Raw genomic sequence first — 20,509 nt, forward strand, 5'->3', positions numbered from 1 at the left:
CGTACGTTAAATCAGTTGTGCTATAAAACGTTCGTTTACCCGCTTGCAACATGCAAGGGCATTGATTATAATGAAGGTTAATATTGAAAAATCCGAATGTTGAACATGAAAATAGTTAGGGGCGAGAACGAATGAAGCGTGTTTATAACTTTTCAGCAGGGCCTTCCATCCTACCGTTAGAAGTCTTGGAAAAAGCACAAAAAGAATTATTAAGCTATGCGGATTCTGGAATGTCAGTTATGGAACTTAGTCACCGGTCTAAACTTTTTACAGAAGTGATTGAGAAAGCAGAACAAGATTTACGTGAATTAATGAATATACCGGATAATTACAAAGTGTTGTTCCTCCAAGGTGGGGCGACGCTACAGTTTTCCATGGTACCGCTGAATTTGATGCAAAATGGGAAAGCGGGCTTTGTCCATACTGGTTCCTGGTCGAAAAAGGCGATCCAAGAAGCGGAGAAATTCGGTGAAGTGGAAGTTATCGCTTCAAGTGCAGACCGCGGGTTCAACTATATCCCTAATCTTGACGAGGTGGAATTTGATCCGGAGTTAGATTATATACATATTACGACGAACAATACGATTGAAGGGACCGCTTTTACGGATATCCCGGACACAGGCAACATTCCGTTAGTTGCTGATATGTCTTCCAATATTTTATCTGAAGCAATTGACGTGAATAAGTTCGGTATCATCTATGCCGGTGCTCAGAAAAATATTGGTCCAGCTGGGCTTACAATTGTTATTATCCGTGAAGACCTAATCGGTAAAGCGAAGGCGGATTGCCCAATTATGCTTGATTATAAGACACATAGCGAAAGCAATTCATTATATAATACACCACCAACCTTTGGCATTTACATGGCATCCCTCGTATTTGAATGGTTAAAAGGTCTTGGCGGTATTGAAGCGATGGAGGCGAAGAACCGAAAGAAGGCGCAACTTCTCTATGATTTTCTGGACGAGTCTGATTTCTTCACGACTCCAGTAGACAAGGCAAGCCGCTCCTTTATGAATATTCCTTTTGTCACGCCATCCAAAGAGCTTGATGCTGCATTCATTGAAGAAGCAAAAGCGGCGGGACTTGAAACGTTGAAAGGTCATCGTTCCGTTGGCGGTATGCGGGCGAGCATTTATAACGCAATGCCGGTGGAAGGGGTAGAATTACTGGTCGATGTAATGCGAGAATTTGAAAAGAAGCATCATGATTCAGCGGCAGAAGTAGAAAAGGGAAGATAATGTTGAAACAATATAAGTATGATAAATTACTTGGGATCCGCACGGGAGCGAACAGGTTTGTAAAGCTCCCTGTTTCCTACCATAATAATCCATATGAAGCGACATCTTATGAAACATTGGAAACGTTGATTGAGCATTATCCAATAACGGAGAATGATTGTTTTGTTGATTTCGGTTGCGGGAAAGGGCGGATTAATTTCTATCTTCATCATTTTACCGGTGCTTCGGTGAAAGGTGTGGAAATGGAGGATGACTTATTGGCAGATGCAATTGAGAATTTAGCAGGCTATCAAATGCAGCACCCGGATCGTTTAAAAAGGATTGAATTTTTAAATTGTCCGGCACAAGAGTATCAAATTGCACCAGAGGATAATCGGTTCTATTTTTTCAATCCATTTTCGGTCAAGATTTTTCAAAAAGTCGTCCATAATATTTTAAAGTCGGTGGAGGAGTATCCGCGTTCGATCGATCTTCTGATTTACTATCCGCATGCGGAATATATTTATTATCTGGAAAAGAATACGAGCTTTGAATTAGTTCAGGAAATAACGATTGATATTTTCTACAAAAATGATTCCGACGATCGTATCTTAATTTATCGAATATAAAGTGAAACTTCATTCAGTGGGGGTTTCCTTATCCCCCACTGAAATGTTAGTTGAACAGAATCAGAGATTTACGGACTGTTTATCCCCATCTTCATATGTTGGGTTTCTTTTATGTTTAGAAGTGGGGATATTACAGACCGTTAATGCGTGACAAAAAATCCCAAGTCATAACAAAGACTTGGGATTTTGCCTCTCAATATTATAATAAATCTCTTCTTAAATCGCTTGCCGGGCGTGGAGAGAGGAGTCCTGGTGCGATATCGAATACGGTTTTGGCTCCGGTCGTGCCTGCTTGGTTCAAGCGGTATGCTGCGCGGGCATAGGCGACAAGCACACTTGAAGTGAATTCCGGGTTACTGTCCAGTTTGAGTGAGAACTCGATTAGCTGGTTATTGTCTTCTCCAGTCTGTCCGGAGCGGATCACGAAGCCGCCATGAGGTGCTTTCGCATGTTCTTTAGCCAGTTGCTCTTCGGTAATGAAGTGAACATCTGTATCAAAATCCGCGAAATAGTTCGGCATCGTTTTAATCGTATGCTCAATTTTTGCCTCATCATAGCCAGTTTCTGGCACGATATAGCAGACACGGCGGTGCTTTTCTGCTGTTTCCAATGTCGGGTTCTCTCCACTGCGAACGCGGTCCATTGCATCTTCCGACGGAATCGTGTACTGGACACCAGCCTTAACTCCTTCTACGCGGCGGACAGCGTCGGAGTGTCCCTGACTTAATCCTTTCCCCCAGAACGTATACGTTTCCCCATTTGGTATGATTGATTCGCTTACAAGCCGGTTGATAGAAAATAGACCCGGATCCCAGCCGACTGCGATAATGGAAGTATTGCCACCTTCCTTCGCTGCTGCGTCAACAGCTTCAAAGTAATCTGGAATCTTAGCATGGGTATCATAACTATCAACGGTCGTAAACAGTTGAGCGTATGCTGGTCCTTGATCTGGCAAGTCTGTCGCTGAACCACCGCAGAGGATCATCACATCAATCTTATCCTGATAATCGGTTATTTCATCAATATGTAATGCCGGAATGGAGGCATCCTCCAACTCTAGATCTGCTGGATCTCTTCTTGTGAATACCGCTACAATTTCCATGTCGGAGGATTGTTTAACAGCTTTTACTGTACCTCGTCCTAAATTACCGTATCCTAAAATGCCTATTCTAATTGGGTTATCCATGAACATCCTCCTCTTTTTGTCAAAATAGTATAGATTTAATCATACAGAAAAATAGTATATAGCTCAAATATTAATTTATCTTATTAATAGTCTTATCTCAATTATTTCTTCACTGGAAACACCGTTAGGAGGGAAAGAATAATCGTATCCGGACCGGTATGATGCTGCATTTCAGTATTCGCTCGCCCTAGTTCTACGTTTTTAACGGCCCCGATTGCTCCGAGGCCGATTACCATATGAAACCTTCTAATCTTTCATTTCTCTAATACTTTCAATTTCCAGTAGTATAATAAAAACCAGCTGACTCTAAAAACGGTCTTTCTCCAGTACAGCAACTTCATACTCATAAACGTGGAACAAGTCACCTTGAACAACTTTGTCCGGTCTCTCTTGGTGATTCGTAACCGTAACTTTCCAATTGCCTGGTGCTGGAAGCTGTATATGCCTTACTTCACGAGTAGGATTGATGAAGATGGTAATATCTTTTCCATCTTCTAGTAAGGTGAAGCCAAATAATGGATTATGTCCCTCTAACAGGTGCAGGCGCTGGGCGATTTCCTCTTGACTGCGCATACGAAATACGGAATGATTTTTCCGCAACTGAATCAGTTTTTTAACAAACTCAACTGTTTCATTCTCTGTTTCCCGACGGGTCCAATTCATTGCATTGATAGCATCTCCGGCCAGGTAACTATTCTCCACTCCATATTTCGTCCGGAAAAATTCTTGCCCGGCATGAAGGAAGGGAATACCTTGGCTAAGCAATGTGAGTGCTGTTCCCAGTTGATGCATTTTCTTCCGTGTGGAAAAGTCTTCTTTATTTGTAAGGGCAAGCCGATCCCAAAGGGTATGATTATCATGGCATTCTACGTAATTTACGCTTTGCTGAATTTCGTGGTTACTAATTCCTTCCGTTAACGTCACAGCTTTCACAAGGTCGCCGAGTCGTTCATGAAAACGCCCGGATCCATTGATGAAGCCTTTGTCCCCGGTGTCAAATAGCCTTCCTTTCAAAGTATCTCGAAAATAATCATTAAAGAAGCCAATCCCTTTTAATTGAGCTGCATGGGCAGTAATCGCTTTTTTCTCCCGATCTAGTGCGGTTGGTAAATCCCAGCCTTCTCCGAGTAAAAGAATCATTCGCTCTTCTTGCAGACAGCGTTCTTTAATTTGCCGAATTGTTTCGATATCGATATTCCCCATTAAATCAAAACGGAACCCATCAACTTTATATTCTGTTAGCCAATAATCAATCGTATCGACAATAAATTTCCTTGCCATTTTCCTTTCCGAGGCAAAGTCATTCCCGACACCGGTTCCATTACTCGGGTTTCCTTCGTTATCGTAACGGAAGTAATAGCCAGGAACTAATTTTTCGAAATCGGATTCTTCCCTAACGAAGACATGATTAAATACAACATCAAGAATGACTCCAATTGTTTCTTCATGGAATGCTTGAATCATCTTTTTCAGCTCATTAATTCGGGCAAGTGTCTGATCGGGAAGAACGGAATAACTGCCTTCAGGTACTTGAAAGTAAAGCGGGTCATATCCCCAGTTATATCCTAATTCTGGTTCCATTTCAGGAACGCGGGCATAGTCATTAACAGGGAGAAGCTGTACATGGGTCACACCCAATTCATTTAGATAGGATAACCCGGTTGAATATCCATTTTCCGTTGTCGTATATTTCTCCGTGAGTCCTAAAAATCGGCCTTTATTTTTCACACCACTGTTCGGGTGAATCGTTGCATCCCTCACATGAAGTTCATAAATGATTGCGTCTGTCGGATACTGAACAGGAAGTTTCGTGTTTTTCAATTGCATCGTACGGGAAAGGTCGATCAAAACAGAAGTTTCACTGTCTGGGGTCATGCCTTTTGCATACGGGTCATTTACACGTACCCTTTTGCCGTGGATGGATGCTTCGAAATGATAAGGTGAACCGTGCCAATCGCCGGCTAATGTAAGCGTCCATACGAAGTTCTCGGTCCGGTTCATGGGGTACAACTTACCGTCAACATTTACTTCCACGGTAGTTGCAACAGGAGTCCATAGTTGAAAAGTTGCTTCAGCCTCCGTACAAATCGGTCCCAATGTCGTGTCGGGTGCGCTATATCTTTCATCAAAAGCCTCTTTCCGGACAATGTCTCTAGGATAGACAGGGATTTCCGCTTCTCCCCATAATAAGGTCAATTCCTCGCCAATTGGAAGTGCTTCTTGATGGGAGAAATGTAGGGTATGTGGATTTGGTGCTTGATGGAACTCAGTATGAAAATAGGTTTGTTCTTTCTCCCAATAGATGATCGGTGGAGTATCAAGCCTCTTTCTTAATGGGTCCAGCTCATCAACTGAAATTGTAATGAGATGAACGTCATCCATCCATGCCGTATAATTGCTCATGAACCTGCCTCCTTTATCGCTCGCCTTAGCAGCATCGTAACCCTTTTAATAAAGTGAAACTTCATTCAGTGGGGAATCCTTCCCTTTCCACTGAATGTTAGTTGAACAGAATCAGGTATTTACGGACTGTTTACCCCCTTCACATATTGGTTTTCCCTCATGTTTAGAGGATGGGGTATTACAGACCGTTAATACGTGATAAACAGTTAAACAAATATATGCCTTTTAGTATAGACAGTTAACTGTGAAAATACTTGTTACAGCTTTGTTAAATTTATTTTGTCTTTCCAAAAATATTGATATTCGTCAATCATATAACCGTATTTATACTATAGTATTAGACATCATGCGAACGGTGAAGGGATGAGGTTTTATGAATTAACGAATATTATTTTATATTTTTTCATCGATTCGCTAGGTTTCGACAAAAATGTATAAAAAATATTCAAAATCTTCCTTGCCTTTATCTTGAATTAGTGATAATCTTCTGTTGTAATAAAGGAGGTGAATGTTGTTGTATGGCATGAATGAAGATGCAATTTATTTATTTCATCAAGGAACGAATTATCAAGTGTATCAATTGCTTGGCTGCCATTTCATTGAATGGGAAGGTGCGGAAGGCTTTCGATTTGCTGTCTGGGCTCCTCACGCAAAGCGTGTCGCTATTGCAGCGGATTTCAATGAATGGAAGGGACAGACTCATGAGTTGACGCGCTTGAATGACGAAGGGATTTGGGTAGGTTTCTTCAGCGATATACCTCCTAATACTGCTTATAAATACCATATAACTACAGCAGACAACGAAATGATTCTAAAAGCAGACCCCTATGCCGGGCAAGCGGAAATCCGTCCACGCACTGCCTCATTGACACCTTCTCTAGAAGTCTATGAGTGGAAGGATACTGCCTGGCAGAAAGAGATGCGGACCTATAATCCTTATACCTCTCCGATATCCATTTATGAAGTGCATCTTGGTTCATGGAAATTGAAGGAGAATGGTGATCATCTAACCTACACAGAACTAGCAGAAACACTTATTCCATATGTATTAAATCTCGGATTTACCCATATTGAGCTTTTGCCATTGGCAGAGCATCCATTTGATTTATCATGGGGCTATCAGATAACCGGCTATTATGCGGTCACGTCCCGTTACGGCACCCCGGAAGAATTCAAAGCGTTCGTTGATACCTGCCACAGGGCGGGGATCGGTGTCATTATGGACTGGGTGCCGGGACATTTTTGTAAAGATGATTTCGGTTTACGTCAGTTCGACGGGGAAGCCCTCTATGAATACCGTGATTTGAAAAAAGCGGAGAAACATAACTGGGGTACCCTAGCCTTTGATTTCGGACGTCCGGAAGTACAGAGCTTCCTTGTTTCGAATGCCATTTATTGGTTGGAAGAATTTCATATAGATGGAATCCGTGTCGATGCGGTTGCAAGTATGCTTTATCTTAACTTTGACCGGCCCGAGCACGAGGGGAAAATCTTTAATTCTTACGGGGGAGAAGAGAATCTCGAGGCAACTGCCTTTCTTCGTAAATTGAATAAAACAGTCTTCCAATACCGGCCGAATGCGCTCATGATGGCGGAAGACAGTACAGATTATCCGCTCATCACCGCGCCGACTTATCTTGGTGGTCTCGGCTTTAATTTCAAATGGAATATGGGCTGGATGAACGACATGCTTGAATATATAGAGATGGATCCAATCTACCGCAAGTGGCATCATAATCTCGTTACATTCTCCTTCATGTATACATTCACGGAAAACTTCTTGCTGCCATTATCGCATGATGAAGTCGTCCACGGAAAGAAATCTTTATTATCCAAAATGCCTGGTGACCAGTGGCAGCAATTCGCCGGATTACGATTGCTCATTGGTTATATGTTCAGCCACCCGGGGAAAAAGTTATTGTTCATGGGCGCAGAGCTTGCTCTCTATTCAGAATGGAAGGATAAAGAGGAGCTTGATTGGCATCTATTGGATTATCCATTACATAAAGGAATGTTCGATTATATCAAAGCTATACATTGCCTGTTTAAAGGTGAGCCGGCATTGTATGAGCTTGATCATGAACCGGAAGGCTTTGCTTGGATTGACCCGCATCAGATTGATCAAAGCGTAATTGCCTTTAGAAGACGGGCGAAATGTAAGAAGGAAGAGCTCGTTATCGTCTGTAATTTCACACCGAATGTCCATTATGATTATAAAATTGGAGTGCCGGAACCAGGCGTTTATGAAGAGATTTTTAATTCGGACGCAGAGATTTTCGGCGGTTCGGGTCAATATAATGATGAACATTTCAGTTTTCCCAAGAAATGGCATGGCTTAGAGCAGCATATCAAAATAAAAGTTGCACCACTTGCTGTCATGATTTTTAAGAGAAGAGACGAGGAGGATGCGAATTGAAAGAATGTGTTGGAATGTTATTAGCAGGAGGAGAGGGGAAACGCCTCGGTTTACTTACGAATGAGAACGCAAAGCCTGCTGTTCCATTCGGCGGGAAGTACCGGATTATTGATTTCACCTTAAGCAACTGTGCAAATTCCTCGATTCAAACACTTGGCGTATTGACACAATACTCGCCAATCAATTTAAATCAGCATATCGGTAACGGCAAAGCTTGGGACATGGACCGGAGGAATGGCGGTGTGACGATGCTTTCACCGGCAACCGGCAAGCATGGAGGGGATTGGTATTCTGGAACTGCTGATGCAATTTACCAGAACATTCATTTCATCGATCAATATGATCCGAAATATGTGCTCATTATTTCCGGTGATCATATTTATCAAATGAACTATCAATCTGTCCTCGCGCAGCATAAAGCGACGAATGCCGATGCAACGATTTCGGTCATTGAAGTTCCGTGGGAGGATGCTTCCCGGTTCGGAATTTTAAATACAACCGAGACACTCGAAATCTATGAATTTGAAGAAAAACCTGCTAATCCGCAAAGTAATCTTGCATCGATGGGAATTTATATATTCACATGGGAAACACTCCGGAAATTTTTAATAGAAGATGCGACTGATCCGGATTCCAGCCATGATTTTGGCAAAGATATTATCCCGGCAATGCTTGGTCAGGATAAACGGCTTTTCGCTTATTTATTTACCGAATACTGGAAAGACGTTGGCACGATTCAGAGTTACTGGGAAGCAACGATGGATTTACTTGACGAAGATTCCGGTAGTCCGCTTTCAGTAGCAAGAGAAGACCGTAGTAAACAAATCTATACAAATGAAGCCAATTTCCCGCCGCAATATATTGGAGGAACCGGGAGGGTGACAAATTCGTTCATTAATACCGGCTGCTTTATCTATGGAGATGTATCGAACTCCGTCCTTTTCCGAAATGTGCTCGTAAAACAGCATGCATCAATCCATCAATCGATCCTGCATCCTGGAGTGACTATCGGAGAAAATGTCGTCCTGGAACGGGTTATCGTCATGGAAAATACGGAGGTTCCGGACGGGGTGCAGGTTTACGCGACGAAGCACGCAGAACCATTAGTCCTTAATCAGCAAAATATAAGGGAGCATTTTAGTGAAATGGAGGGTATGAACTAATGGACCGGATGATGGGGCTAATTAATCTTGATCAGGAATATCATGTTTTCAATGAACTCACCTACTTCCGCAATAATGCATCAATTCCATTTGCCGGAAGATACCGTCTGATCGATTTTGCTTTATCAAATATGACCAATTCTGGAATGGAGGAAGTGGCAGTATTTGTTCGGCATAAATATCGCTCCCTGCTCGATCATCTTGGGTCGGGGGAAAGTTGGGATCTCGACCGGAGACATGGCGGGTTATTTATTTTACCGCCGGACTGGAATGATCCTAGTGATCGCTCACGTGGTGATTTGAGCTTTTTCCATAATAATCGAGATTATTTTAATCGGGGGAAGGCGAATCATGTCCTAGTTAGCGGCAGTCAGTTCATTGCGAATACGGATTATAAAGAAGCGTTCAGCCAGCATCTTGAAACGGACGCGGACGTGACGGTAATTTATACGCCGGTTGATGAGATCCGACCGGAGCATCAAGCTTATTTCCGGATTGAAGAAGGGGAAGACGCTAGGGTAATCGGCATAACGAATGATGAGCAGAATCCTAATGTATTCACGGGTGTCTATATCATTAAGAAGGATTTACTGATGGAGATCGTCAATTATTGCATCGCTTACCATAAGGAGAATCTTTTTGCCGATGGAATCAAAGACCAGCTCCATGAATTGGACGTCCGGGCGTATAAATATGATGGATATCATGCGTTTATAAATACGATTGAAAGCTTTTACCGGGAAAATATGAAACTATTGACGGAAGAGAATTTCATTAATTTATTTGCGAAACCGTTCATCCGGACGAAAGCATCAAGCAACCCGCCTGTGAAATACCAAGCTCAGGCACTCGTTAATCATTCGATTATCGCAAATGGCTGTATCGTGAATGGTCAGGTGGAAAACAGTATCCTTTTCCGAGGGGTGGAAGTAAGTGACCATTCTACAATCAAAAATTCCATCATCATGCAACGCTGTAAAATTGAAGAAGATGTCTACCTCGAAAATGTAATCTTAGATAAAGACGTCCATGTGAAAAAAGGCCAGCGCATCATTGGCACAAGCGACAAACCATACGTCGTAGCAAAAAGACAAATCGTTTAGCGGGACATTGGGGTCAGAGCATTTGTCCCAGTGGTGGGACAAATGCTCTGACCCCAATGTCCCAATGATAGGAGGTAAGTGCAAATGGAGAGGGTTTTATTTGTTGCTTCAGAGGGTGTGCCGTTTGTTAAGACTGGGGGGCTGGCGGACGTAATTGGTTCTTTGCCACAGGCTCTTCAAGCTCATGAGGAGCTGGAAGTACGGGTGATGTTGCCTTATTATGATGAGATCGGCGAGGAATGGCAGGAGAAAATGGAATACCTTACGACATATGACGTTCATGTCGGCTGGAGAAAACAGCAGGCGGCGCTTTATACGTTAACCCATGAAAACTGTGTCTATTATTTTATTTCGAACGACTATTATTTTAGTCGAAAAGGTATTTACGGTTATTATGATGACGGAGAGCGATTTGTCTTTTTCAGTCATGCGGTGATTACAGCGCTTCCCCTGATTGATTTCACACCAGACGTTCTGCACGCCCATGACTGGCAAGCAGGTCTTGCCGTCCTGTTAGCGAAAGTCATGCAGCCGTTGCCGAATTTAAAAACAGTTTTCACCATCCACAATTTGAAATATCAAGGGCTGATGCCAACAGATGTTTACGAAGATTTCTTTCAAATGGACCGCGGACATTTAGCGGGGATGGAATGGGACGGGATGATTAATAGCTTGAAGGCAGCTCTGTTTCATGCGGATAAAATTACAACGGTAAGCCCAACCTATGCGGAAGAAATAAAAGAACCGTACTACGGTGAAGGGCTGCATCAAATGATCCGCGAACGGGACGCCGATGTCATCGGCATATTGAACGGGATTGATACGACGGAATATCATCCACTGACAGACCCGCATCTGCCAATCAATTACCGGACAGCTCGTAGTAAAAAACGTGGAAACCGCGAGTTGCTTCAAGAAGAAATTGGCTTCACTTATCACCCGGATCGGCCGCTTTATGTGATGGTGACAAGGCTTGTGGAACAAAAGGGGCTTCACCTCGTTCAGCGGATCATAGATGACTTTTTAAAAGAAGATATTCAATTCCTTGTTCTTGGTACCGGGGAGCAGGAGTTTGAGGATTATTTTACGTATCTTGAAGGGGCATATCCAGATAAGGTGAAAACATTGCTTACGTTCAGTGAACAGCTCGCTCGGAGAATTTATGCGAGTGCCGACTTTTTACTGATGCCTTCGAAGTTTGAGCCTTGCGGGTTATCCCAGTTGATTGCACTCCAATACCGCACTGTTCCAATTGTAAGAGAAACGGGCGGCTTGAAAGATACAGTGACCGCCTTTAACAAGGAAACAGGGGAAGGGAATGGCTTCAGTTTTACCAATTATAATGCCCATGAACTGCTTCATGTGCTCGATTACTCCCTCGAAATCTATCGCGATACAGAAAAATGGAAGCAGCTTATTAAAAATGTAAATAAAGGTGCTTATACTTGGAAAGAGTCAGCGAAACAGTATAAAGAGCTTTATAAGGAAATAGTATCACCGACAAATCAGTTAAATGAACAGGGAGCGATTTAATTTGAAGCGGTTAACTGCAGAAGACCTGAAAGAACGCATTATAACGTATATAAACACGACATATCGTCTTGATGTAAAAGAAGCGACGGAGGAAGAAGTGTTTTACGCCTTAGCAGCTGTCGTCAATGAACAAGTGAAGCCGCTTTGGGATAAAACAAATGAACGTTATAAATCGGAACAAGCGAGACAAGTTTATTACCTTTCTCTGGAATTTTTAATTGGAAGACTAATCGAAAGTAATTTACTGAACCTCGGTATGCTCAAGGAAGCAACTCAGGCGCTTCAAGAACTTGGGTTCCAAGCAGAAGACGTCTTTGCAGTGGAACAAGACGCTGCGCTTGGGAATGGCGGTCTCGGCCGGCTAGCTGCTTGTTTCCTTGATTCCCTCGCTTCTTTAAATTATCCAGGGCATGGTTACGGAATCAGGTATCGTTACGGATTGTTCGAGCAACGCATTATCCACGGAAACCAGGTCGAGCTCCCAGACTATTGGCTGAAAAAACCTTATCCATGGGAAGTGCGGAGAGAGGAAGAAGCATGTGTTGTCCAGTTTCAGGGGATTGTCCGAATGCATCAGAGGCGTAACGGTTCACTCGAAATCAATCATGAACATACAGATAAAGTTTTGGCCGTGCCTTATGATGTTCCAGTTATCGGATATGAGAATGAGACGGTGAACACGCTCCGGCTCTGGAGTGCTGAACCTGTATCCGGGGCACCGGACAATTCCGGGGACCAGGAAGAATTTTATCATCACCTTGATTTCGAGCATTCGATTGAACAGCTCTCCGGCTTTCTTTACCCTGATGATTCCAGTTATGAAGGAAAGGAGTTGCGGCTAAAGCAGCAATACTTCCTAGTTTCAGCGAGCGTGCAAAATATGATCAAGCAGTTTAAGAAAAATCACCGGCTTTCCTTAAAACAAATTCCGGAAAAGATAGTCATTCAGATTAACGACACCCACCCAAGCTTAAGTATCCCAGAGTTGATGCGTATTTTAATGGATGAAGAGGATCTTGGCTGGGATGAGGCATGGGAAATTACGACACGTGTATTTGCCTATACGAATCATACAACATTAATTGAAGCATTAGAAACATGGCCAATAGCAATGATGCAGAAGTTACTTCCGAGGATTTATATGATCATCGATGAAATGAATGAACGCTTTTGCCAGGGGATATGGTTTGACCATGAAGATAAGCGGGATAAAATTCCCGAGCTTGCAATTATTGCAGATGAACAGGTACATATGGCACGGCTCGCAATCGTCGCAAGCTTTAGTGTGAACGGGGTCGCCAATCTCCATACAGAAATTTTGAAGAAAAAGGAAATGATAGAATTCCACGAGCTTTATCCAGAGCGCTTCAATAATAAGACGAATGGAATTACCCATAGGCGCTGGCTCATGCAGGTGAACCCGAAACTCACCTCCCTCATCCAAGACATGATTGGCGATCAATGGGTCAAACGGCCGAAACAATTGATCAGCTTACTCCGATTCCAACATGACAAGGATGTACTTGAACAATTTGCGAAAGTGAAAAATGAAAACAAGCTTGCACTTGCCAACTTTATCTACCAGCAAATGGGGATAACTGTTGACGACCAGTCGATCTTTGATGTGCAAATTAAACGACTACATGAATATAAACGGCAGCTGCTCAATGTGTTCCATATTATTTATCTTTACAATGAGTTGAAGGAAAATCCGAATCTTGATATGACACCGCGGACGTTCATTTTCGGGGCCAAAGCTGCGCCTAGCTATCATTTGGCAAAGGAAGTCATTAAGCTCATCAATACAGTCGCATCGATTGTCAATTATGATAAAGATACTAAGGGCAAGCTGAAAGTGATCTTCCTAGAGAATTATAATGTAAGCTTGGCGGAGAAAATCATACCGGCCGCAGAAATAAGTGAACAGATTTCAACAGCGAGCAAAGAAGCTTCCGGGACAGGGAACATGAAATTCATGATGAACGGGGCGCTGACGATGGGAACGATGGATGGAGCAAATGTGGAGATCCACGATTTGGTCGGTGAAGAGAACATGTTTATCTTCGGGCTAAGAGCAGAGGAAGTGCTGGATTATTATCAGCACGGCGGGTACCATGCCCGTGATATTTATAACAAGGATGATCGAGTAAGACGTATTCTTGATCAGTTGAATAATGGAGAATTTGGTACCCATGATATTGAATTTAAAGATATCTATTACAATATTCTTTATCATAATGATCCCTATTTCGTCTTGAAAGATTTCGAGCCATATATTGAAGCCCATGAATACGCGGAAAGTGTCTACAGGGATAAAATGAAATGGCAGCGTATGAGCCTCATCAACATCGCCCATTCCGGCAAATTCTCCAGCGACCGCACCATCCAAGAATATGTAAACGACATATGGAAAATAAACCCAACCTGAGTGGGACATCGGGGTCAGAGACGCTGTCCCAGTTTAGGATCGGGACATTGGGGTTAGAGACACTGTCCCGGTTTGGGATCGGGACATTGGGGTCAGAGGCACTGTCCCGGTTTAGAATCGGGACATCGGGGTCAGAGGCACTGTCTCGGTTTGGGAGTGGGACATCGGGGTCAGAGGCACTGTCCCAGTTTAGAAGAGTGGAACATAACTGTAAAATATCAGGTTATGTTCTGCTCTCTTTCTTTTTGGTTTCTCTTAGCGGGGTCTCGTGTGTGCTACAGTCGTTTATCGCACCTTTAATCACTCAAATTCTTCAACTTGATGAGCTTCGTTTGATAATAGAGATTCTCTAATCGGCCAAACAACTACAATTCCACATGCTTCGATCGGTAATAAGGCCTCTAATTCGACGAACGTCTCTACTTCCGCTTCCCTCAGGCTTTAACTAGTCCTCCCATAACTTCCATATCGCCTTTCTAGGTTCGCAGACAAGATAACTCCCAGACATCCTCGCTTGTCCAGATTTTCCTTTTAGCGGAAAAAGTCGAAAAATTTGTAGATTAGCTATTGTTTTTTGTATTAAAAGATAGTATAGTAGATTCCAGCCGATATATTGCATATAGCTCGAACTCTATTAAATTGTTTGATAATTCTATCAAAAGGACTAACTAAAGAATTAATTAAAGAATTAATTAAAGAATTAATTAAAGAACATCTAGGAGGAAGAAAGATGAGAGATAAAATATCAGTATCCGCATATGTCGCAATAGGTTTTATGTTATTTGCATTATTCTTTGGAGCAGGGAACTTAATTTTCCCAGCTCAGCTAGGACAGTATGCAGGAGAGAATTTATGGCCGGCCGTTATCGGATTTTTGATTACCGGAGTTGGTTTACCGCTCTTAGGGGTCGTGGCAATTGCCTTTTCAGGAAGTGCCAACTTGCAAGAACTATCGAGCAGGGTACACCCAGTTTATGGAGTATTTTTTACAGCACTACTTTATTTAACGATTGGGCCATTCTTTGCAGCGCCGAGAACAGGTACAGTTGCTTATGAAGTGGGAATTATGCCGTTCGTTCCGAATGGTTCCGAACAAACTGGACTTCTTATTTTTACATTAATTTTCTTTGCAATTACTTTAATATTCTCGCTTTACCCAGCGAAAATAGTAGATAACGTTGGTAAAATTCTAGCTCCAGCTCTAGTTCTATTGCTGGCAATACTATTAATTGTAGCAATCTTTAATCCAATGGGCGCAATTGGCGAGGCTCAGGAAGGATATATTGAGGGAGCATTTGTTACAGGATTTTTGGAAGGTTATAATACAATGGATGCCCTTGCGTCACTAGTATTTGCTATTATTGTAATTAATGCGATTAAAGCATTGGGCATTAAAGATAAAGGCCAAATATTATCTGCAGCTACAAAATCTGGATTCATTGCGATCACGCTACTTGGAGCCATTTATATCGGAATTGCAATCTTAGGTGCGGGTTCGGTTGGCTCATTAGGCTTATTTGACAATGGAGGACCGGTATTAAGTGGTGCGGCGTCCCATTACTTTGGAAATGTCGGTTCCTTGTTACTCGCAGTCATGATTATTCTTGCTTGTTTAACGACGGCAATTGGCTTAGTGACTGCAAATGCGGAGTATTTCAATACTTTATTCCCGAAAATCAGTTATAAAGTTTTAGTTGTCTTTTTCTCAACGATTACCTTCATTGTTGCGAACTTTGGCTTAACGAATATCATATCCTTTTCGGTTCCGGTGTTGATGTTCTTATACCCATTAGCGATTGTATTGATCATTTTAACATTCTTATCACCACTATTTAATCACGCCCGTATTGTATACGTGGCAACAATCGGAGTAACTTTCTTAATCAGTATTTTCGATGGTTTAAAAACTTTTACAGATACACTTGAAATTGCTGATTTCGCATTTATGGTACCAGTACTCGATTTCTATGAGTCCTTTTTACCGCTTTATAATCAAGGACTCGGCTGGTTAGCTCCGGCACTAATTGTTATCTTCGTTACAGGAATTATTGCAAAGTTTACAGGCAGCCCTGCAGCGACAGAGACAAACTAATAACTTGATAAAGTGAAACTTCATTCAGGAGGGTTTCTTACCTCACCACTGAATGTTAGTTGAACAGAATCAGGGATTTACGGACTGTATATCCCCCACCTTCTCATGCTGGGCTTCCCTTATGTTTAGAGATGGGGGTATTACAGACCGTTAATGCGTGATAAAAATAAACAAACCCCCGTATGAAGCACTTATACGGGGGTTCAGTTTTTTTATTAATCTATTAGAATATCCAATGTCCTCAGTCAATTTTTCTTCATTATATCTGCAGCCTCTTCCGGTTTTTTCCTCTTAAGGTAATGGATAATGTTCCGGTGGTCGGCAATTGAAGCTTCGGTAAGAACGATCCCATTATGGAAGAAATGTCTTCTTACATGCGCCTGCAAGGAGCGGACAAGCTGCTTGATATATGTATTGTCAGCTGCATCGACAATTACTTGGTGGAACAATTCATCAATTTTGAGTGCAGAATAATAGTTCTCCGTCTCGATCGCCGCTTGGAAACGTTGATTAATGTCTGCCAGTTCCGTAATTATATTCTCTTCAATCTCTTCACTTACAAGCTTTGTTGCGAGAACCTGTAAAGATGCAAGTGGGGGAAGCAGCTCATGAATGGATTCCCGATGAATTTCTGTAACTTGGGTAGCTTTACCGGGAAACATCTTGACAAACCCTTCCGTTTCGAGAATTTGCAAGGCTTCTCTAATTGGCGTCCGGCTGACACCGAGGGCTTGTGCGAGCTCTGTATCATTTATTTTCTCCCCGGGCAGGAGGGTACCATCAATAATCCATTGTTGTATTTGATTGTAGGCATGGTCTTTCGCAGTTAAACGAACCGATATGGAATGATTTTCAGGTATCGGCATCCTTTTACCCCCTCGTATACATTCTAGTACTAGTATATAGGAATGAACGAAGAAAAGAAATATACAATATATCGCTCCGGGAGGGATCCTATCAGTTAGAGCAGAAACCGCAACAAATGAGGGAAATGGGTTTTATGGAAGTACCCATTTAGGATTCTTAAACGTTGTCAGTGAACAGACGAGTGATGAATTACTCGGGTGAATTATATGAAACAATTATAGAAATACCAGCCTTTCAATTGATTTACGGACATCAGGTAAGGAGCGAATTTAATTAACAAATTATAAGAAGAAAAGGAAAACAGGTCAGACACGGATGCTGACCTGTTTTTCGGGGTTAGATTCTATGGAGTTAAAAAATGAGGGACTGTCTGGAGATTAGCTGAATTTCACTAGGCCATTTCCATCGTTTTCTTAATACGCTGGGTATCGACTTTATTTGCCCATGATTGATTAGCGTAAAAGTTCTAGGTTGATTAGAGACGTGTTTATTTCTTCTTTCAAGCCTCCGAAATCTTTGGCATTTGATATTTTCATGCCATCGAGTCCTGCTTTTAAATGTTCTTGGCCAGCACGGAGCGCGGTTAATAATTGTCCGTGTTCCTTAAGTTGAGAGTCGTGGTTTTCTAAAATATGGCTGTGCTCGTCCTGCTTATCCATGATTTTTTCAAGCATTTCAATGATTTGTTCTTCCTTATTCATCTTGATCACCTCCCTGATTGGATTCATTATAGCATGAAATATTACGAACAAAAGATGACATTTTTCGGGTAGGATTATTTTTTTATAATAAAGGATAGATATACTTTTGAGAAAAGGACAGGTAAATGTTTGACAAAATTTTTCTTACTCATCATGGAGGAATGGTTCAACTTTTGAAAATCAGGCATGTTTTTTGAGAGTTAGGGAATATAAGGAGAGAGTGATTTTTTCATAGAGGTGTTTCCACTGGTTGGTAATTTTATGAATCTCCTCACTTATTATTTGTAACTATTTTAAAACAAATTACACCAATGTCCCAAACATTTGTCACTTCAGTCAGGATAAATTAGAATGATAGTAATAAACAAAAAAAGGGACTGGTGGCAGATGAGTCAGGGATATAAACTTGGTGATCTTACATTAGGTGAAGGGATGCCGAAAGTTTGTGCGCCTTTAACGGGAACAACTTTAAAAGAATTACTGGATGAATGTGGGTTAGTGCGGAATTCGGAAGCAGATCTTGCTGAGTGGCGGGTCGATTTCTTTGAATATGCGCTAGATACGGAAAAGGTGCTTGAGGCATTAGCTAAACTAAGACAAGAACTCAGGTGTATGCCACTTATCTTTAGCTTTCGGACAGCAGAAGAGGGCGGAGAAAAGAATATCTCTGTCAGGCAATACATTGAACTGAATAAACAAGTAGCCCAGTCGGGAGCTATCCAGCTAATTGATATTGAATTATTCCGTGGGGAAGATACCGTTAAAGAACTTGTTGCCATTGCGAAGGAGCAACAAGTTCTAACGATTATTTCAAATCACGATTTCTCACAGACTCCTGAAACATCGGAAATTATGAGCCGGGTAGAAAAAATGCTTGATCTTGGTGGAGATATACCGAAAATCGCTGTCATGCCGGTCAAAGAGGAAGACGTCCTCACTGTCCTCCAGGCGAACCTGCAATTGAAAAAATCGTATCCAAACCGAAAGATGATTATGATTGCAATGGGGAGTCTCGGCATCGTGACCCGAATGAGCGGAGAGATTTTCGGATCTGTGCTTACTTTTGCGGCGGTAAAACACGCTTCCGCACCTGGTCAGGTGACTGCAAATGAGATGAAAAAGGTTCTACAAATCGTTCATAATGCCCACTAGTTAACGGTTTACAAATAGAAAAATCAACTGTAAAATGACGTACATCATCAAAGAATTGCAGCCAGATAAGTTGGAGGTTTGACAATGTTCACTTTGGAAAATTGGGAATTTCTCATATCTTATACACACTTGAAAGCTCTCGGAATCGCAGTAGGAGTCTTTCTCTTATTCTTGCTGTTCCGCAAATTATTTACGAAATATGTTTTCCGCATCATCATGCGCTTGATCAATAAAACGAAAGTTAATTTTCTATCGAATGTTTTCCAATCCTTTCAAAAGCCGGTCGAATGGTTATTTACACTTGTAGGACTTTACGTAGCTTTACGCATATATCCTTATTTTAACCATGGTCAGGATTGGTTTATTAGTCTCATGAAAGTAGCGCTTATCGTGCTAATGACTTGGGGATTGTTGAATTTGTCGTCTTCCTCGTCGAATATATTTTATAAAATTAATCAGCGAACAAATGTAAGGATAGATGATATTCTTATCCCATTGTTGTCGCGAACTTTACAAGTCATCATTATTGGGGTAAGTGGAACGATTATTCTAAAAGAGTTCGGGTACAGTATCGAGGGGTTCATTGCCGGGCTTGGCCTCGGGGGACTTGCGATTTCACTTGCGGCGAAGGATGCCCTTGCGAATATTCTTGGCGGGATTGTCATCATCTCGGAAAAACCATTCACACTTGGCGACTGGATTTTAACGCCATCGGTTGAGGGAACAGTAGAAGATATTAGCTTTAGAAGCACGAAGATCCGTACGTTTGAGGACGCTCTTGTTATCGTCCCAAATAATACACTTGCGAACGAGAACATTACGAACTGGAGTAAAATGGGTAAACGTCGGATTAACTTTTCCATTCGCCTTGTTTACGATACACCGAAGGAAAAAATCAAAAGTGTCTTGGAAAAAATTAATACACTGCTCAGGGAGCATGATGAAGTCCATCCGGAAACGATTATGGTCTATTTTGAACAGTATCAGGAAGACGGTATAGAAATTTTTCTTTACTTCTTTACGAAGACGACAGTGTGGGCGGAGCACTTAGCGGTTCGTGAAGATATTAACTTTAAAATACTAGACATTCTTGAAGAAGAAGGTATTGAAATTGCTGTGCCGACCAGACGGCTGATGGTTGAGTCGGAGGAAGAAAAGTCTCAAGGAAGGGACCGGGCAACCGAATAATCTCCAACCAAAGACGGAGAAACCCTACAACGATTGTAGGGTTTTTTCCAGTTTAAAAATCACCCTCCGAGCCGATTTCAACGAATAATTTCTCCTTTATGATGGAGTTAACAAGAAAACGAAAGGGGAAATCACACATGCAGTTAATTGATCGTTCTTTATACCGTTGCATCGTAGAAGACCGGATCAACGATAACAGGAAAAGTGCTAAAGAATTGAATTGGAGAATCTTGAAAAAGAGCAGAAAGTTTTTTCGTTAGTTTCCTAAGCGCTCCAGATTAAATAGTGACACAAACTAATAACTCAACTTTCGCAGCCCAAACTAGGCAGGTATACCTTGATATAGTTAGGTAATCCCGCAAACCAATACTGTAGTTGACTTTTGATTAACTTTTTGAATTTCTTGTTCGTTTTATTCAAAGCATCTT

The 20,509-nt window shown here is 41.8% G+C and carries 15 protein-coding genes; 10 read left to right on the forward strand and 5 right to left on the reverse strand.

All coding sequences use genetic code 11. The features are described 5' to 3' along the window. The first annotated feature begins 131 nt into the window (after positions 1-131). Entirely contained in the window at positions 132-1,241 is a 1,110-nt protein-coding gene (serC, locus tag GN217_RS12970; RefSeq protein ID WP_156857098.1) for a 3-phosphoserine/phosphohydroxythreonine transaminase, read from the forward strand. Beyond that, on the forward strand, positions 1,241-1,849 hold the full coding sequence (locus GN217_RS12975) for a class I SAM-dependent methyltransferase (RefSeq protein ID WP_229782619.1): 609 nt from the start codon (positions 1,241-1,243) through the stop codon (positions 1,847-1,849). Before serC ends, GN217_RS12975 begins: the two co-directional genes overlap by 1 nt. 199 nt (positions 1,850-2,048) lie before the next feature. On the opposite strand, the gene GN217_RS12980 is transcribed toward GN217_RS12975, so the two are convergent. From GN217_RS12980 to pulA, 3 genes are all read right to left on the reverse strand, one after another. Then, the gene (locus GN217_RS12980) at positions 2,049-3,035 is read right to left on the reverse strand and encodes a diaminopimelate dehydrogenase (protein WP_156857099.1); all 987 of its coding nucleotides are present in this window, start codon (positions 3,033-3,035) and stop codon (positions 2,049-2,051) included. Between the two features lie 101 nt (positions 3,036-3,136). After that, positions 3,137-3,271 carry a hypothetical protein gene (locus GN217_RS19235; RefSeq protein WP_255454397.1) on the reverse strand — a complete coding sequence of 45 codons (135 nt, stop codon included), beginning with the start codon at positions 3,269-3,271 and terminating at the stop codon, positions 3,137-3,139. 70 nt (positions 3,272-3,341) lie between these two features. Further along, positions 3,342-5,438: a type I pullulanase gene (pulA, locus tag GN217_RS12985; RefSeq protein ID WP_156857100.1), complete on the reverse strand. Its 2,097-nt coding sequence runs from the start codon at positions 5,436-5,438 to the stop codon at positions 3,342-3,344. A 523-nt stretch (positions 5,439-5,961) separates the two neighbouring features. Between pulA and glgB the strand changes: the two genes are divergently transcribed. From glgB to brnQ, 6 genes are all read left to right on the forward strand, one after another. Continuing rightward, positions 5,962-7,854: a 1,4-alpha-glucan branching protein GlgB gene (gene glgB, locus GN217_RS12990; protein WP_232334437.1), complete on the forward strand. Its 1,893-nt coding sequence runs from the start codon at positions 5,962-5,964 to the stop codon at positions 7,852-7,854. Next, positions 7,851-9,017 carry a glucose-1-phosphate adenylyltransferase gene (locus GN217_RS12995; RefSeq protein WP_232334438.1) on the forward strand — a complete coding sequence of 389 codons (1,167 nt, stop codon included), beginning with the start codon at positions 7,851-7,853 and terminating at the stop codon, positions 9,015-9,017. Before glgB ends, GN217_RS12995 begins: the two co-directional genes overlap by 4 nt. Beyond that, on the forward strand, positions 9,017-10,120 hold the full coding sequence (gene glgD / locus GN217_RS13000; protein ID WP_156857102.1) for a glucose-1-phosphate adenylyltransferase subunit GlgD: 1,104 nt from the start codon (positions 9,017-9,019) through the stop codon (positions 10,118-10,120). Before GN217_RS12995 ends, glgD begins: the two co-directional genes overlap by 1 nt. A gap of 84 nt (positions 10,121-10,204) precedes the next feature. Beyond that, the gene (locus GN217_RS13005; RefSeq protein WP_156857103.1) at positions 10,205-11,653 is read left to right on the forward strand and encodes a glycogen synthase; all 1,449 of its coding nucleotides are present in this window, start codon (positions 10,205-10,207) and stop codon (positions 11,651-11,653) included. Then, positions 11,634-14,081, forward strand: coding sequence for a glycogen/starch/alpha-glucan phosphorylase (locus GN217_RS13010; protein WP_156857104.1), 2,448 nt, complete (start codon positions 11,634-11,636; stop codon positions 14,079-14,081). Before GN217_RS13005 ends, GN217_RS13010 begins: the two co-directional genes overlap by 20 nt. Positions 14,082-14,811: 730 nt before the next feature. Further along, on the forward strand, positions 14,812-16,173 hold the full coding sequence (gene brnQ, locus GN217_RS13015) for a branched-chain amino acid transport system II carrier protein (protein WP_156857105.1): 1,362 nt from the start codon (positions 14,812-14,814) through the stop codon (positions 16,171-16,173). Between the two features lie 245 nt (positions 16,174-16,418). Here brnQ and GN217_RS13020 read toward each other — a convergent pair whose 3' ends face one another. Then, positions 16,419-17,039 carry a GntR family transcriptional regulator gene (locus GN217_RS13020; RefSeq protein ID WP_156857106.1) on the reverse strand — a complete coding sequence of 207 codons (621 nt, stop codon included), beginning with the start codon at positions 17,037-17,039 and terminating at the stop codon, positions 16,419-16,421. Positions 17,040-17,492: 453 nt separating this feature from the next. Continuing rightward, on the reverse strand, positions 17,493-17,741 hold the full coding sequence (locus GN217_RS13025; protein WP_156857107.1) for a hypothetical protein: 249 nt from the start codon (positions 17,739-17,741) through the stop codon (positions 17,493-17,495). A gap of 351 nt (positions 17,742-18,092) precedes the next feature. On the opposite strand from GN217_RS13025, the gene aroD reads away from it, so the two are divergent. Next, the gene (gene aroD / locus GN217_RS13030) at positions 18,093-18,893 is read left to right on the forward strand and encodes a type I 3-dehydroquinate dehydratase (protein ID WP_156857108.1); all 801 of its coding nucleotides are present in this window, start codon (positions 18,093-18,095) and stop codon (positions 18,891-18,893) included. 84 nt (positions 18,894-18,977) lie between these two features. Beyond that, a complete protein-coding gene (locus tag GN217_RS13035; RefSeq protein WP_156857109.1) occupies positions 18,978-20,081 on the forward strand; it encodes a mechanosensitive ion channel family protein in 1,104 nt (367 codons plus the stop codon). Positions 20,082-20,509 lie beyond the last annotated feature (428 nt).

Source organism: Oceanobacillus sp. AG, assembly GCF_009746545.1.
GTDB classification, from domain to species: Bacteria; Bacillota; Bacilli; order Bacillales; family Amphibacillaceae; genus Oceanobacillus; species Oceanobacillus indicireducens.